Here is a 15,748-nt window from a genome sequence, read left to right on the forward strand (position 1 = left end):
CCTACTGCATCTTCACTAGTTTCGCATATGCACCATCGGCAGCATAAAGAGTTTCATGGTCTCCCACCTCTTTTACCTTACCTTTTTGCATCACGATGATTTTATGACAATTTCGAATGGTACTAAGACGATGAGCAACGATTAAAGCACTACATCCACGGCGGTGAATATTACGCATGATCTTGGCTTCTGTTTCCACATCCAGCGCACTGGTCGCTTCATCCATAATCAGGAAGGTTGGACGACGTACCAAACAACGGGCAATTTCCAAACGCTGTCGTTGGCCACCACTTAAGTTACCACCACCTTCTTCAATATCCGCATCAAGACCACCTGGCATAGCCAAAACTTGATCCAAAATAGCAGCATCTTCCAGCGCTTCTTTAAGCCATTCATCCCCAATGGTATTATCCCAAAGTGTAAGATTTTCTCGCACTGTGCCAGGGAAAAGAAGGAAATCTTGCTCAATGAAAGCAACTGAGTTGGTTAAAATTTCCGATGGGATACGTTCCCGATTGATACTATTGAACGCCACATCACCTGACCAAGGTGGAATCAAACCTGCCACCAGCCGGGCAATTGTGGATTTACCACAACCGGAACTTCCTACCAAGGCCACTCGTTCACCCGGCTTAATCTCCAGATTAAAGTCTCCAATCAAGGCGGGTTCAATTGGACTATACCCGTAGTTCAAATCTTTGATACTGAGTGTCCCATCCAGACGGATATTTAGATTTTCAAGCTGTTTAGTTTCTTCTTCCGTTGGTTTTTGGCCTTCATTTCCAAAGAGCTGATCACGCGTTGGGTGTTCCAAAACATCTTCCAACCGAACCACGCTACCGCGGATTTCTTGCATCTGCACCACAAGTCCTAATACACCTTGAATAGGACCAAGGAACTGTCCCATGATCAAGTTAAAGGCCATCAAGGTACCAATGGTCATATTGCCATTGATAACTTCCAATCCCCCTAATACCAAGGTGATCGTGCTCACGATAGAGGATGATAAAGTTGGGAAAATCGAAAACATGCGACTGTCCATCGACAGTTTCAAACTGGCATTGGAAGATGCAGAAAAATATCCCGCCCATTTCTCAAAGAAAGTACTTTCCATGCCAGATGCTTTAATAGATTCAATATTTTGAATAGCCGCAATGGTCGCACCTTGCACCTTACCTTGTTCTTTGGCGATCCGCATATTGGCTTCCACCCGCCGGGCTGACATAGAACGGATCAACGCAAAGTTAATCACCGTCGATAAAACACCAATAGATGTGATCATTGGATTGTAAGAAAACAAAATAATCCCAAAGAACACCATCGACACCAAACCAACGGCCGTGGAGCTCATCTGCCCTGCCATCAGAGAGACAACCATATCATTCAAGCCACTGCGATTTACAACATCCCCGACATAACGTTGGGTGTAGAAGTGATAAGGTAACTTTAAAAGATGTTGATAAAATTCAGCATAGAGCTTTGCAGAAAGCCCCATAGTCAAACGACGTGAAAACAACCCACTGATAGATTGCAAAATCAATTGGAAGACCATCACCACCACCATGGCGACCAACATCGGCCGGAGCCAGTCGTAATGTTCTTCGGTAATAATAGAATCAATAAAGAATTTAGAGAAAACCGCCTGCACCAGTCCCGGTATAATGCCAACAATACCTGCCAAAATCATAAAACCAATTGCCTTCTCGCTGCCAGCAATCCGTTTTAATAGCAAAGGTAATGGATTAGGCTGTGACCCTTCTTCTACAAATTCTTCAGTCGGCGTAAAGGTTAGTACCACCCCCGTATATCCTGCGCCGAATTCCTCATGAGTCAGTTTTCGATGCCCGACCGCAGGGTCATTCACATGGATATATTTTTCGCCAATTTTCTCAACAACAAGGAAGTGATTAAATTCCCAAAAAACGATCAATGGGAATTTCATATCCTTTAGTTTTTCCATCCCCTTACTATAGCCTTTTGCTTGCAGGCCATATTTTCGGGCAGCTTTCAAAATATTTGACGCCTTACTACCGTCGCGGGATACACCACAATCTGAGCGAAGCTTGGTCAAAGGAACAAACCTCTTATAATAGCCCAAGATCATTGCCAAAGATGCAGCACCACATTCCACAGCTTCCATCTGCAAAACAAATGGGGTGCGGTTTTCACGTAATACAGACTGCTTTCCCTGTAATGCGATATTAAGAACAAATGTCAGTAATCTAGACAGGAGGTGCATTATTGCTTTCCCCCATCAACCATTTACGCAGTAACGGTACCACAAATGTAATCGGTGGTCGTTCTTCCACCGTCACACGACAACTGGTTGTTGTTCCCGCTGTAATTTCCCCATCATACCCTTTTGATGTCCATTGATATTTTTCTGGATTATCAGGGTTTTTATTAAGTTTAGCTGTCACAAGAATCGTTCCGCCTTTTTCCAATAAGGCAGCGGCAACGTCTTTATTTCCCGTCAGACTTAAGACACCTTCCGATGTTACTGGATAAGCAGAAACAGAAATGGCTTCACCAACGATACTACCAAAACGCTGACGCTCCACATTGGATGGGCTCATTCGGATCTTCATCCCTTTTTGTACTTTTTTACCATCCCCAATGGTGAAAAAGCATAGATGTTTAAGGTCTTCATCCTTCACCACACCGCCTAAATTCATCACGGTTGCAAAGGATGGAATATTGTTTTCCGTCAACAAGTCTTCGTCATTCACTTCCAGAAAATATTCCGTATTATTTGTAGAATAAATGTCAAAGACACGTAAATTTCGAATTGGTTCAACGCGAACAGTATTTTCTTGATCAAAGATACCTAATGCCAAAAGCGCATTTTGAATTTTCTCTGCCGTTGGTGGGAAATGGATGTCATGTGTGGTAAATCCATCATAAACTAAAGAGAATGTGCCTTTTGATACATCCTCTCCGATGACAAGACGCTTGAACGGTTTTGTCGATTCAATTTGCATGATTGCTAGACGTTCACCACTGCCTAAATTTTCACCAACAGATGAACTTACTTCCAACACGCGTCCCGTATAATTACTATGAACGGATTGAAGGCGGAAATGACGCTCCTTGGTCAGTCGAATATTCGCAGCTAACTCCGTCAATTCCATTGATTTGCGATGTTCTTCAATCTCGAATTCTTGATTGATCTTTTCGCGCTTGATTAATTCTTGCTGTAGTCGTGAATTTAGTTGTGTGAGTTCTTGCAAGAAACGGATATCTTGCTGCTCAGTATCCAAAAGACGGACTTGCGTACTATTCTTACGCAAGTTCATCTCAGAAATACGACTTTCTGTATCTGTCAGCGTCGCTTGCATCTGCAATCTTTGAGAGTCAGATGCCGCCCCTTCTTCGATAAGTTCGGTGATCGCATCTAACTGCTTTTTCTGTGAACGATATAGCTCATCCAATAATTGTTGATTACGTTCCAGACTATCAGCCTCTTCCCGCGCATTCGAACGTGTCTGACTTTTCAACTTATTTCTCAATGCTTCGATAGCAAGAGTTTCATCATTCAAAGATTTAATCGTTGTATTCACCAACGCAATTTCCAAATCGCGTTTATTTCGAGAAATTTCCAATGTGTCCTGATTAAATATCTGTTTCGCATGATAGCGTGCAATATCTGTATTCAACTGGCGCGCTTGATCCGGATCATTTAATACTGCCATGACCTCACCGGCATCTACCTGTTCCCCAATGTCGGCATGAATGGAGAAAACAGTGCCACTACCAAGTGCTTGAACTGTCTTGATACTGCCTGGTTTTACTAAAATACCAAACCCATCCACCGTAACCGGAATACGAGATAACAACCCCCAGGCAATAACCACGATCAATACACCAACAAGAGAGGCAAGTGTCCACACTGAACGTGGCGTCACGACCACAAGTAATTGATCGAGGCTTTCCGGTTCATGAAGTTTATCAAGAGATTTTTTACGAAACATATTTTTTTACGCCAAGTCAAACATTAAAAATGTTAGACCCATACGGCCTCCTCTTGCGTTTGCAGCAACTTGAATGCACCTTTTGAATAATCAATTTTTGTTGCTAACGGCCCTAAATATCGTTCACAAAACTGCATCATTTGCTTATGACGAATAGAAGCGCCTAACTTAACTCTTTTATAACCTACTCTTTGTGCCTCAATACCAGCATGATACCACAACTTCACAAGCAGTAAATTTTGTTGAAATTTTGGATGAATATAACTCACACTGAAACGTGCTGTTTCTGCATCAATTTTATGCGTAAAATGCCAACCGATAATTTCCTCATTACAACGCAAAACAAAACTCAATTCAGGAATTATGGCTTTCCCATCCAAGCCTTGATATTGATGTTTTGAGGGAGATAACTCTGTCGGGATCCATGAAGCGGATTGCAATCTAGCCAGTTCTAATTCGCTGACATTATGCCAATAAGAAATCTGATAGTCGTCCTGTGCGTCTTTAATATCTTCTACCCAATTGGCACTGACTAATTTTTCTATTTCAATATCAAATAGCATCATTCTTAGATTTGATGCCGGCCATCCCAGTTTTCTTAAAAGATTTTCAACTGGCTGAGGTTGATCATCTTTGACCGTATATTTCAATTCTACAGATTGGATATCAAGTGCAGATAAGCGCATTTCCAGTAATTGCAACATTTCTTGGGCAATTCCAGTTTTTCTGCATTCTTTGCGTACAAAAACGGATAAAATATCCGCAATACGTTTATGCGGGTCCACCTTACTGATTAATAAACCTTCAGGATGAGTTTCATTTTCTGAAACAATACAAATTAAACCTGAATTTCCGCTAGGCTCATTCAGCAATACTCGATATTCAGGAAAGGTCATCGCCTTGAATTTTTCGATATTTTCCCCATCTAGAACGATCCTAGCGCCCATAATAAACCCTGTTTCTATCATGTACAGCTATGTGGCTTGCCACGTTATCGTGTTATTTATATCTGCAAACCATATATTTTATTGTTATAATATAATTAGTAAGGAAGATAACATATCTCGCCAAAAGAGGAAGCTTATTTTTCAACATGCTAATAATATCTATATCTTAGTGCTTATAATCCTCTTTCAAGAAACCTATATTCCCTGTGCGATTATCCTTTAGGTATCAATCGGACATTGGGACGTAAATTCTTAAAATCCAGATGACTTATATCGGCAAGAACAGGGGCCGGTGAAGCGACTTCTATAACTTCAGCAGCAATAGATTGAAAATCTGCGCGGAAATGGACACTACTTTTCAAAACCAAAATAGATGTTTCTTTTGGGTCCACGCCTAATACCGTAAACATAGCCTGATCTGCTGCTTGGTCTGCTTTACTCGCCACAACAATTCGGATATCTCCGATACGTAAAAGGGCCATAATACCCAAATCCATTAGACCACCGGCAAAATATACACCTGTTGTTTGTACCAATCCTTCATACAAAGCTTCTACTTTATAGGTTGCCTCAAAAGGTTCGTGTCCAGGGTAACCCGATTTACCTCCTATTCCAATCGTAATGCTTTCTCCAATCCCTGCTCGGTGAGCCGCCTCCGCAACTTCCGGGTCCCATAAGACACCAATAACAGCATTCAAGGCGTTCTGATTAACTAATTCTGCGAGAATGCCATTACTATCACTGCTTGCGCCTCCGCCATAATTGTCTTGAACATCCGCAAGAATAATAGGTTTACTTAGGGTCTTAGATCGACTTATTGCATAGCTTACTGCCTGCTTGGTTTGCCATAACTTAGGTGCAAATTCTCCTTCATGCTTCAGGACATATTGATACAAGTCTGTCGCCGCTTTCTGAGTTATAACCAGCTCATTCCCATATGCTAAAACTGATGGACCACAATCAGGAAAATCACTTTGGCTAAACCCACATGCAAAAGACATATGTGTGACACCCAATTGTTTTTCTAGTTCTCGCAATTTTTCATAGGTTCCTTTGGCAGGTTCTACCAAAGTACACCCAGAAGTCATTGGAATAAGAAATGGGATCTGTAAAAACGCTTGATGCTTTGGCTTACCTTCACTGAAAATGCGATCTAACTGATACGCAGCCTGACGACCAGATTCAGCCATATCCAAATGTGGATAGGTACGATAAACAATCAACTGGTCACTTAAATCCACCATGGCCTGTGTAATATTCGCATGAAGATCTAGACAAGCGACAATCGGAACACCCCAACCGCATTGTGTACGGATACGCTTTAAAAGCTCACCCTCTCCATCCCAATATTCCTCGCTGACCATCGCGCCATGTAGATCAAGTAAAATACCGTCCACAGGGCCCGCTTTACCCAAATCATCCAAGATCATATGAGTGATTTTTTCAAACGCATCATGCGTAACTGTACCACCAGCGCCACCATAGGCCCATGTCATTGGGGCTATATCCCACCCTAGCTCTTGCGCCCCTTCGATCAGGCCTGTCACCCCAATGTTGTAACCTTTTAGATTTGCAAGCAAATCAACTCCCCGGGTCAGACCCGGCCATCCATCAGCTTCCACAAATCGATCAAAACTTCCTTTTTGAGGTGCAAAGGTATTTGTTTCATGTTGAAACCCGGCAATAGCAACTCTTGGCATCGCAGCACTTTCTTCTTCTATTTCTGGCTAAATCAGGTTTCCATCGTAAAGACGGCTTCCCCCCGACGAATGGTTTGGGTAACACTTACATCCAGTAATTTTTCAGGGTGGAGACGAGGATCACGCGATAAGATTGCGAAATCTGCCAATTTACCGACTTCGACAGACCCACGTTTATCTTCTTGAAAAACCTGCCAAGCAGCGTCGATTGTTTGAGCCTTTAAGGCAGACATCACTGATACTTTCTGAGCATCGCCCAAACAACGACCTGCATAGGTTTTTCTATTCACGGAACAATGGGCCAAATGAATGGGACGCGTTGGTGTTACAGCCGCATCATTATGTATTGTGTAACGAACGCCAAATTTTTCTGCCGATGCTGCAGGTGAAATACGTTCTGCGCGTTCAGGCCCAAGGAATGTATCATAATGACGATCTCCCCAATAATAGATATGTGCAGGAAAGAAACTAACGGTGATGCCAAGCTCAGCCATACGTTCCAATTGATCATCACGCAAAGTTTGTCCATGAATAATAGTATGGCGATGATCCTTACGTGGATTTTCTTTCATCGCCTCCGCAACCGCACTGATAAACATATCTGCGCCTGCATCGCCATTACAATGACAATGGATTTGATATCCCAAATCATGCAAACGTTTAACCTGATAATTATGACCTTCTTCGGTCACATAAACTTGGCCACAAGGTTGATCTTCTTTAACCGGTTTTAAATATGGCTTCGTCAAAAAAGCCGTTTGCAACTGAAAAGCCCCATCTGTGAAAAGCTTACGTGGACCTAATGTAAAATGTGGGTTCCCAGGCCAATCAACCGCATCGGGCCCTTCTGTCATAGCAGGTTCACGTTCACCAACTGGTAATAAAACAAGATCATATCCGGGATCCTGATCTGCGGGCAGGGAGGCAAAATGTTCTAACATCTTTCGCGATGTCCATGCATTTTGCGCCAATGTCACGCCATGCTCCAGATATTCGTCTCGTGTTGCATTGAAACCTTGCCAGAAACGATCACGATCAATTAGGAAATTTGTACTTCCCAACGGCCCCATGGCTGAGATTCCTTCAATCAACCCTGTCAGCTTACCTGTTTGCGGATCCCGATCAAAACGTCCACCAACCGGGTCTTCGATATCATCTGTTATCCCGCGTTCTTCCAGCGCCTTGCTATTCGCAACACCATTATGACCGGAAGCATGAATCACCCAGATTGGATGATCTGTTGAAATTGCATCCAGCTCAGCACGTGTCGGCATGCGCCCTTCCTGAATGGAAGAGTTATCAAATGAAACTCCCATAACCCATTCACCCTTTGGCGTATCAGCAGCTTTTAAACGTAATCTTTCCATGGCTGTTGCCATATCAATACAGCTACCACGCGGCGGGGATGCAAGATCAACCCGAAACAGCTTGATAAAACCCGGATCCGGAAAATGTCCATGTGGATCAATAAAGGCTGGAATGAGTGTCTGGCCGTTAAGATTTACTTCTTCTGCGCTATTATTCATAACCGCGCGTAATTCAGCTTCTAAACCTACTGCCTTAATATTTTCCCCTTCAGTCAATACCGCTTCAGGGCAACTATCATTTTCATCCATCGATAAAATAAGCCCATTAAAATAGAGCTTTTGTTTTTCAATCATTTAATTATTCCTATTTCGCGTCAGCTATGGGTGCGCATAGGCGCAAGACAGCGTAAGCCATGATCCTCTACTTTGTGCCATTGTGGTGTTTGAGTACAAATTTCCTGCGCCACTGGACAACGATCTCTGAACTCGCAACCTGACGGTCGGCTAATAAGGCTCGGCGGCTCCCCTTTAAGCGCAATGCGTTCCAATTCGGCATCCGGATCGGGTTCCGGATTGGCGCTTAACAAACATCGGGTGTAAGGATGTTGGGGATCATGGAAAATGGTTTCGGTAGATCCTTCTTCGACCAATCGCCCTAAATACATAATCCCCATACGATCAGCCACATGACGCACAACATTTAAGTTATGGGTGATAATCACCATAGAAAGGCCCAGCTTTTCCCGTAATCTGTTTAAAAGATTTAACAATTCCCCTTGTACAGATACATCCAATCCTGCGGTTGGCTCATCTGCTAAAATAAGCTTAGGCTCCAACGCCAAGGCACGTGCCACCCCGACACGACGGGCCTGACCGCCAGAAATTTGATAAGGATATCGATCGGCAAAATGGGCTGGTAAGTTCACCATTTCCAATAGACGTTTTGCTTCTGCATCCAGATCTTTTTCTTTCATTCCCTGAATACGATAAGGTTCCGTGATCAAGTTGCGAATGGTTAAACGCGGAGATAAAGACCCAACGGGGTCTTGAAACATCATCGCGATATCTTTGCGATAAGGACGCATTTTACGTTCTGAAAGCCCGCGAATTTCCTGACCATCAAATAACACGGATCCTTCTTGTGCAGGTGCTAATCCGGCAATTGCCCGAATAACAGTCGTTTTTCCAGATCCACTTTCTCCGACAAGGGCATATGTCTCCCCTGCGGCGACTTCAAAATCGATCCCCGCCAGTACATTCACATGACCATAATTGGTTTTTAAATCAGATACACGTAACAGGCTCATTTTTCTGCCTCCTCATGGTTCAACCAACAAGCAGCTTTATGGCCATCTTTTAAAGTTACCAATGCAGGTGTTTCCTCGGCACATTTTGTCATGGCCTGATCGCATCGATCTTTGAAGATACATCCTTTGGGTACATCAATAAGGTCCGGCACCTCACCGGGAATAGTTGGTAATTCGCGTGCGCGTTCTTTGATATGTCCGGGATCGCATTCAATTAATCTGCGCGTATATGGATGACGCGGATTATGGAAGATTTCTCTGACATCACCCTTTTCCACAACAGCCCCCGCATACATAACCACTACGCGGTCACATAATTCTGCGATCACCCCAAGATGGTGTGAGATAAACAAAATGGCACAATGAAATTCTTCTTGAAGTTCCTTTAATCTTTCAATGATTTGGACTTCCAATGTGGCATCAAGAGCTGTCGTTGGTTCATCCGCAATCAATAAATCTGGCTCAGACATCAAGGCCATAGCGATTGCAATCCGCTGACGCATCCCGCCAGAAAATTCATGCGGGAATTGCTTTAATCTTGCTTCTGGATCGGGAATACCGACCGCCCCCAACATGCCTGCTGCACGCTTCAACTTTTCTGCTTTTGACAATTTAATCCTATGTTGGATATCCAGCATTTGCTGTCCAATAGATAAGACAGGATTGTGGCTTTGCATCGGGTCTTGAAACACGATGGAGATATCTGCACCGCGTAAATTACGCATCTGCTTTTCAGACAATTTCAGGATATCGTCACCCTTAAATTGAATCTCACCTTGTCGGAAACGAGTATTGGGTGCTGTAAGACGTAAAATAGACGAAATCAACGTGGATTTACCACAACCAGATTCCCCCACGATACCAATAATTTCACCTTTTTGGATATCAAATGAAATATCCCGTAGGGCTTTCAGATCCCCTCGTGCGGTTTCGTAATCAACACTGAGGCCATCAATATTTAAGAGAACATCACTCATCATCTTTGCTTCCTCAATTTCGGATCAACCACATCGCGTAAACTTTCACCAAGGAAGGTAAAACCTAATGTCGCGAGAATAATCGGAAGCCCACCCCCAACAACGAGCCAAGGAGTTTGACGAATAAGTGCATATCCATCTTTCAGTAATGCACCCCAACTTGGCGTTGGTGGTTTCACACCTAATCCAAGGAAAGAAAGACCTGCTTCCAAAGCAATCACGGTTGGAATATCCATAGCGGCCAAAACAGCTAGAACCCCAACGATATTTGGTAACATATGCACGCCCAGAATGCGGGCCATGCTGGCACCCATAGATCGTTCTGCCAAAATGAATTCTGAATTTCGTAAAGTCAGTGTTTGTGTACGTGCCACACGCCCATATGTGGGGATGGATGTGGCCATTACTACAAAGACAACCGTTTCAAGGCTTGGCCCAACAAGAGCAACAACCGCCAAGGCAAACATCACGGTTGGGAAAGAGCGGATCGTATCAAATAACATCATCAAGATATTATCGAGCCATTTGGGCCCATATCCAGCCAGCATCCCTAAGGTCAGACCAATAAACATCGCCCCAAAAACAGCTGGTAAAGCAACTTTAAGAGCGACCTGACCACCCATAACCACACGTGAAAAAGTGTCACGCCCTAGCTGATCAGTCCCCAATAAATGAGCCCATGACGGTGATTGCATGCGATCCATGATATTTAAAGCAACAGGATCATATGGCACGATCCAAACCGCAAAGATGGATGCAAAAACGATGACACTTACAATGATCAATCCGGCCAAACCCAAGGGATCTTTTGCTATGCCACGTAATATAATGCCGAGTTCGGATTGGGATTTTTTCATAACCTCATCCTCCCTATTTCGCACTGCGCGCACGTGGATCAAGCCACGCATTAATGATGTCAGCAAACGCGGTAGATAAAACAAACAGGCCCGTAGAAACTAGAAGTGCCCCCATCACAATTGGATAGTTTCGCGTTGTAATACTATCGATCACAAGCTTACCTAATCCGGGACGCGCAAAAACAATTTCGGTAAAGACAGCGGAACTTAACAAGAAACCCATGCCAACACCGATCACCGTTACAACTGGCAAGATCGCGATGCGAAGTGCATAAACCATCACCACCCGTCTTTCATGGATACCGAATGCCCGTGCCGTTCGTATATGGCTTTCCCCCATCACTTCCAACATAGAGGCCCTTACCAGTCGGGCGATGTACCCAACCCAGGACAGGCCAATTGCAAAGGCTGGTAAAACCACATGATTGACACGCCCCCAAAATCCTTCACCAACACCAATGGCAGGGAACCATTTCAAGGATACGGCAAACACCAATAATGCAAGCAATGCCACAACAAAGGCAGGCGCAGCGACAAAACTAACGGAAATCGCGGCCGCAATCCGATCCATCAGGGAATTTGGATGAGCCGCCGCATAGGCCCCCAATAAAATTCCAAGACTTGCAGACCAAACAACAGAGGAAAATATCAATTCCAGAGTATAAGGTAGTTGTTGAAACACGATGTCCGTTACAGATCGTCCTGAAAAGACATCAATGCCCAAATCTCCTTGTATCAAATTTCCATAAAACAGAATTAATTGTTTCCAGATCGGCTGATCTAATCCTAACTGGGCAATCAATTTGGCTTGTAATTCAGGCGTTGCGCGCGGGCCCAACATGATTTGTACGGGATCTCCGGGGACCGCACGTATCATCAAGAACATGGCCGAAACTGCGACAATGAGGATCAATGTCGCCAACGCAAAACGTCGGGCCGTATATTTCAACATTTTAGGTGCTCCAGATTATATTTATTTTTATGACCTGGCTGGAGATAGGCTTCTTAATCGAATGTCTATCTCCGCCAAGCTCAATCCTGATTATGATATTGAATTATGCTTTGCCAAAATAACGAAGCAAATTCAAACCATCTGGGCGCAATGCCGGAATAACACGGGACGAATGAATAACAGGTGTCGCTTCATGTGTAATGAAACGATAAGCACCACTTTCTTCCATCAAATCCTGTGCACGTTCATACATAGCTGCACGTTTGTCATTATCGGTAATTTTTGAGGCTTCCACGTGAATTTTATCAAATTCCTCATTCTTGAAGCGTTCCCAGTTCCAAATACCCGCCTGTTCAGTCGTGAACCATGCTGTTGCGTAATATGGATCCGGTGTCATAGAGAAACGGTTCAACATCATTTGCAGATCTTTGTTTTCGGCAGATGCCCAGAAAGCACCAGATTCCAAAACATTTACTTCAACAGTGATACCGATTTGTGCCAATGTTGCCTGAATAACCTGTGCCATTGTCACATAGGTTGTCTTATTTAAAATATCCAAGGAGAGCGTTACATTTGTTTCACCAGATTCCTTCAACAAAGCCGCTGCTTTTTCAAAGTTTGCTTGTGGTGGCACCAGACTTTTCGCACGGTTACCAACAAGACCAGGAGCGATAATACCTGTAGACGGCTCCGCCGCACCGAAATATGCAGCTTGCATGATAGATGGGATATCAATCGCATGTTGAATAGCTTGGCGAAGTTTTTTGTTTTGTAGTTTTGGATGATCCAAATTCATACCCAACCATACATAAAAGAGTGATGGATTTTCAATCAAGGTACCATTATTGGGAACCTCTCCACGATAGCGCTCTACAGAGCCAAGTGACACACGGGTAAGATCCAATTCACCTGCTTCAAATGCAATTTCCGCTGTGTTCTCATCATCAATTGGCAAAATCTCAATATTTTCCCAAGCTGCAGCTTCACCTTTCCAATCAGGATTTCTTTTGAGAACAATCTTTTCCTTAGGGTTCCAGCTTGCACGCAGATATGGTCCTGATTCAGCAACCGGATCAGTACCAAAACGCCCACCGGCAGCTTCAATCGCCTTTTTAGAAATGATGTTACCTGTAATATATGGCAAAGCGATGGACCAAAGAGGCGCAAATGGATCTTTTAGAACGATCACACCTTCACGTTCACCTGTCACTTCCACATGGCTTAATGGCCCTAAATCCGGTTTGTTCGGGCTTTCAGTGGCGTCATCCACATAACGTTCCAAGCTAAATTTGACATCTTCTGCTGTCATCGCACCGAAACCATTGGTGAAACCAATATCATCACGCAAGGCGAATTTAACATGGGTTGGATCAACTTGCTCAATCATGGCGGCTGCATCCAACTGCCATCCCCATTCGCTGCCCGGTTTATATTGGATCAACTTGTTATAAACATTGGCATGTACATCTTCGTCAAACACACCTAACGAATAAGCAGGATCCATTGTACTTTGATCGCCATATGAACGTACACGCAAGGTGTCACCATCTGCCGCCTGTGCAGATTTTGGCCACTTCATTGGCAAGGTTGCAGCCGCACTTAAGGCTGTCGCACCTCTTAAGAAATTCCGGCGGTCCATTTGGGTCCGCATCCAAGTCATTTTCATCATTTTCTCCCTATCTATATATTTTGATGAATTAGTTGAAACCTCGTGGAATGGTTTCCTGCCATTCCTTTGCATATACCTCTTCATCATCGATGCCTTCAGTGGCTCGAATCTTTCGTGAGATATAAAAATTATCTTGATCACAATGCATTTTGTTTTCTGTATCGATGGAAACCATCCACTCGTCCCGCTCAAATGTGAAGTTCCAAGATGCTTCAAAATTGGCAGAGTTCGGCTGGTCGGGATGGATAGAATTATGTACGCGTACATGGCTTCCCACGATCAATCCATGAATAGAGGATTCCGCTTTGCCATAATCGTCAAATGTATCCAAAGTAATCGTACCATCCGCTTGTGCTTGTCGCTTGGATGTACCAGATGGTTCACGTAATATGTTTTCTGCTAATATAGGATAGTTAGACGGAAGCCCCGGATTAGCGGGATCAATCTCTTCCTCAACCTGTCTGACAGGTAAAACCAATTCACAGTCCGCTTGATATAGTGTAACAGCAATAGCTTCTGGATTTGTCCATGTAATTGGCCAATAGGATGTTGATAAAGCCAAACGTAATTTATGTCCCTGTTTCAAATGATGCGCACATTCATTCAGCTGAATTTCAGCTTCATAAACTTTACCGACCTCTAGATATTCCGGTGTCTCATGGCTGTCATAATGATTCAAATTTAAGGGACGATATGTGATACGTTGGGAAATACCATCTGGTGAAACATCACATAATCTGGCAACAAGCTGGGCCACTGGTTTATCTACAGAAAATTTAAACCGCAATTTGGGGCGCCCCATCAATTCCAGCGTCTCAACTATGTCTAAATCAAAACAGGATGAGTTTGCATCATCTTCCGTTTGGTCACCTGCCATTTCATTATCGTATCGCATGCCCGGGCAAAAATAACCTGCATTCTGTCCCACATGCGCAGGCGTAGAGACCACAATTTCTCCTTCTCTCTTTTCCTTCGTTAACCCATCGCTTGATAGATTGTATATTTCTTCATGAATATTTGAAGATGGCCAACTTTCCTCCGCAATCCAGCGCCCTTTGCGTGGCATATATTTTTCGGTAGGGTTATAATGCTCCTGCATAAAGGTCCGATAAGCTGGTAAATCTTCCGCCCCATTTTGCTCTCCCTTTAGCCAACGATCAAACCATCCTAAAACTTCCGAATGAAAGTCAGCTGGTTCAATTTTTGAGATATGCGCATAACGGTGCTCCCAAGGTCCCACCAAAGCTTTACAAGGCACATTAAGTTTCTCTGCAAGTAAGGCAGGTGTATTCACATAAGAATCCCCCCACCCTGTTATCGCCAGAACAGGCGCCTTGATTTTCGACCAATTTTCACAGATAGATCCGTGCTTCCAAAACTCATCCCGATTGGGATGCACCATCCAGTCTTTGGCAGAAAACGGCGTATTCTTTAATCGCTGAAGCCAATCTTCACGCCAATCTTTACGCAAGTCTGGATCGGCGGGGCGTGTCAAATAGGCAAACATTTGAGATGACCAATTAAAGTTATCGGTCAATAAACATCCACCCATATAATGAATATCATCTGCATATCGATCTGCCGTGGAAGCAACCGAAACAACGGCTTTCAGGGATTCAGGCTGACGATAAGCAAGTTGTAAACCATTAAAGCCACCCCAACTGATACCGATTATACCAATATTTCCATCGCACCAATCTTGATGAGTAATCCAATCCAAAATAGCTTCGCCATCACTTAATTCCTGTTCGGAATATTCATCATCAAACTGACCTTCGCTATCCCCTGTTCCCGCGATGTCCACACGAATGCAAACATAACCGGCTTTCGCAAAAACCGTATGGGTAGTCTCATCACGTGGGGCTGTCCCATCACGTTTTCGATAGGGAAGATATTCCAAAATTACCGGATATTTGCCATCTCTTTCAGGCATCCATAAACAGGCGGCTAATCGACGACCGTCAGGTAATATGATCCACTCATTTTCAATATGCTTCGTTTTCACTTGCGTCCCTATCTTTTTATTTTTGATTTATTGCTTTATGGGGAGTTACAGCTGAA

11 protein-coding genes are annotated in these 15,748 nt (G+C 43.7%); all 11 read right to left on the reverse strand.

Going from position 1 to position 15,748, the window contains the following annotated elements; translation table 11 throughout:
* Position 1: 1 nt before the first annotated feature.
* A complete protein-coding gene (locus ACOQOA_RS07850; protein ID WP_420548091.1) occupies positions 2-2,239 on the reverse strand; it encodes an NHLP family bacteriocin export ABC transporter peptidase/permease/ATPase subunit in 2,238 nt (745 codons plus the stop codon).
* Entirely contained in the window at positions 2,223-3,971 is a 1,749-nt protein-coding gene (locus ACOQOA_RS07855) for a hypothetical protein (protein WP_420548092.1), read from the reverse strand. The genes ACOQOA_RS07850 and ACOQOA_RS07855 overlap by 17 nt, the downstream gene beginning before the upstream one ends.
* 32 nt (positions 3,972-4,003) lie before the next feature.
* A complete protein-coding gene (locus tag ACOQOA_RS07860) occupies positions 4,004-4,918 on the reverse strand; it encodes a GNAT family N-acetyltransferase (RefSeq protein ID WP_420548093.1) in 915 nt (304 codons plus the stop codon).
* A 212-nt stretch (positions 4,919-5,130) separates the two neighbouring features.
* Positions 5,131-6,618, reverse strand: coding sequence for a M81 family metallopeptidase (locus ACOQOA_RS07865; protein ID WP_420548094.1), 1,488 nt, complete (start codon positions 6,616-6,618; stop codon positions 5,131-5,133).
* A 32-nt stretch (positions 6,619-6,650) separates the two neighbouring features.
* The gene (locus tag ACOQOA_RS07870; RefSeq protein WP_420548095.1) at positions 6,651-8,279 is read right to left on the reverse strand and encodes an amidohydrolase; all 1,629 of its coding nucleotides are present in this window, start codon (positions 8,277-8,279) and stop codon (positions 6,651-6,653) included.
* A 20-nt stretch (positions 8,280-8,299) separates the two neighbouring features.
* Positions 8,300-9,232: an ABC transporter ATP-binding protein gene (locus ACOQOA_RS07875; RefSeq protein ID WP_420548096.1), complete on the reverse strand. Its 933-nt coding sequence runs from the start codon at positions 9,230-9,232 to the stop codon at positions 8,300-8,302.
* Positions 9,229-10,212, reverse strand: coding sequence for an ABC transporter ATP-binding protein (locus ACOQOA_RS07880; protein ID WP_420548097.1), 984 nt, complete (start codon positions 10,210-10,212; stop codon positions 9,229-9,231). Before ACOQOA_RS07880 ends, ACOQOA_RS07875 begins: the two co-directional genes overlap by 4 nt.
* Positions 10,209-11,066, reverse strand: a complete 858-nt coding sequence (locus tag ACOQOA_RS07885; protein WP_420548098.1) for an ABC transporter permease — start codon at positions 11,064-11,066, stop codon at positions 10,209-10,211. The genes ACOQOA_RS07880 and ACOQOA_RS07885 overlap by 4 nt, the downstream gene beginning before the upstream one ends.
* 13 nt (positions 11,067-11,079) lie before the next feature.
* Positions 11,080-12,018, reverse strand: a complete 939-nt coding sequence (locus ACOQOA_RS07890; RefSeq protein ID WP_420548099.1) for an ABC transporter permease — start codon at positions 12,016-12,018, stop codon at positions 11,080-11,082.
* 103 nt (positions 12,019-12,121) lie between these two features.
* Entirely contained in the window at positions 12,122-13,687 is a 1,566-nt protein-coding gene (locus ACOQOA_RS07895; RefSeq protein WP_420548100.1) for an ABC transporter substrate-binding protein, read from the reverse strand.
* A gap of 28 nt (positions 13,688-13,715) precedes the next feature.
* Entirely contained in the window at positions 13,716-15,692 is a 1,977-nt protein-coding gene (locus tag ACOQOA_RS07900; RefSeq protein WP_420548101.1) for a CocE/NonD family hydrolase, read from the reverse strand.
* Positions 15,693-15,748: the final 56 nt, after the last annotated feature.

Origin of the sequence: Curvivirga sp., assembly GCF_965219885.1 — a bacterium.
In the GTDB taxonomy this organism is placed as follows: domain Bacteria; phylum Pseudomonadota; class Alphaproteobacteria; order UBA8366; family Aestuariispiraceae; genus Curvivirga.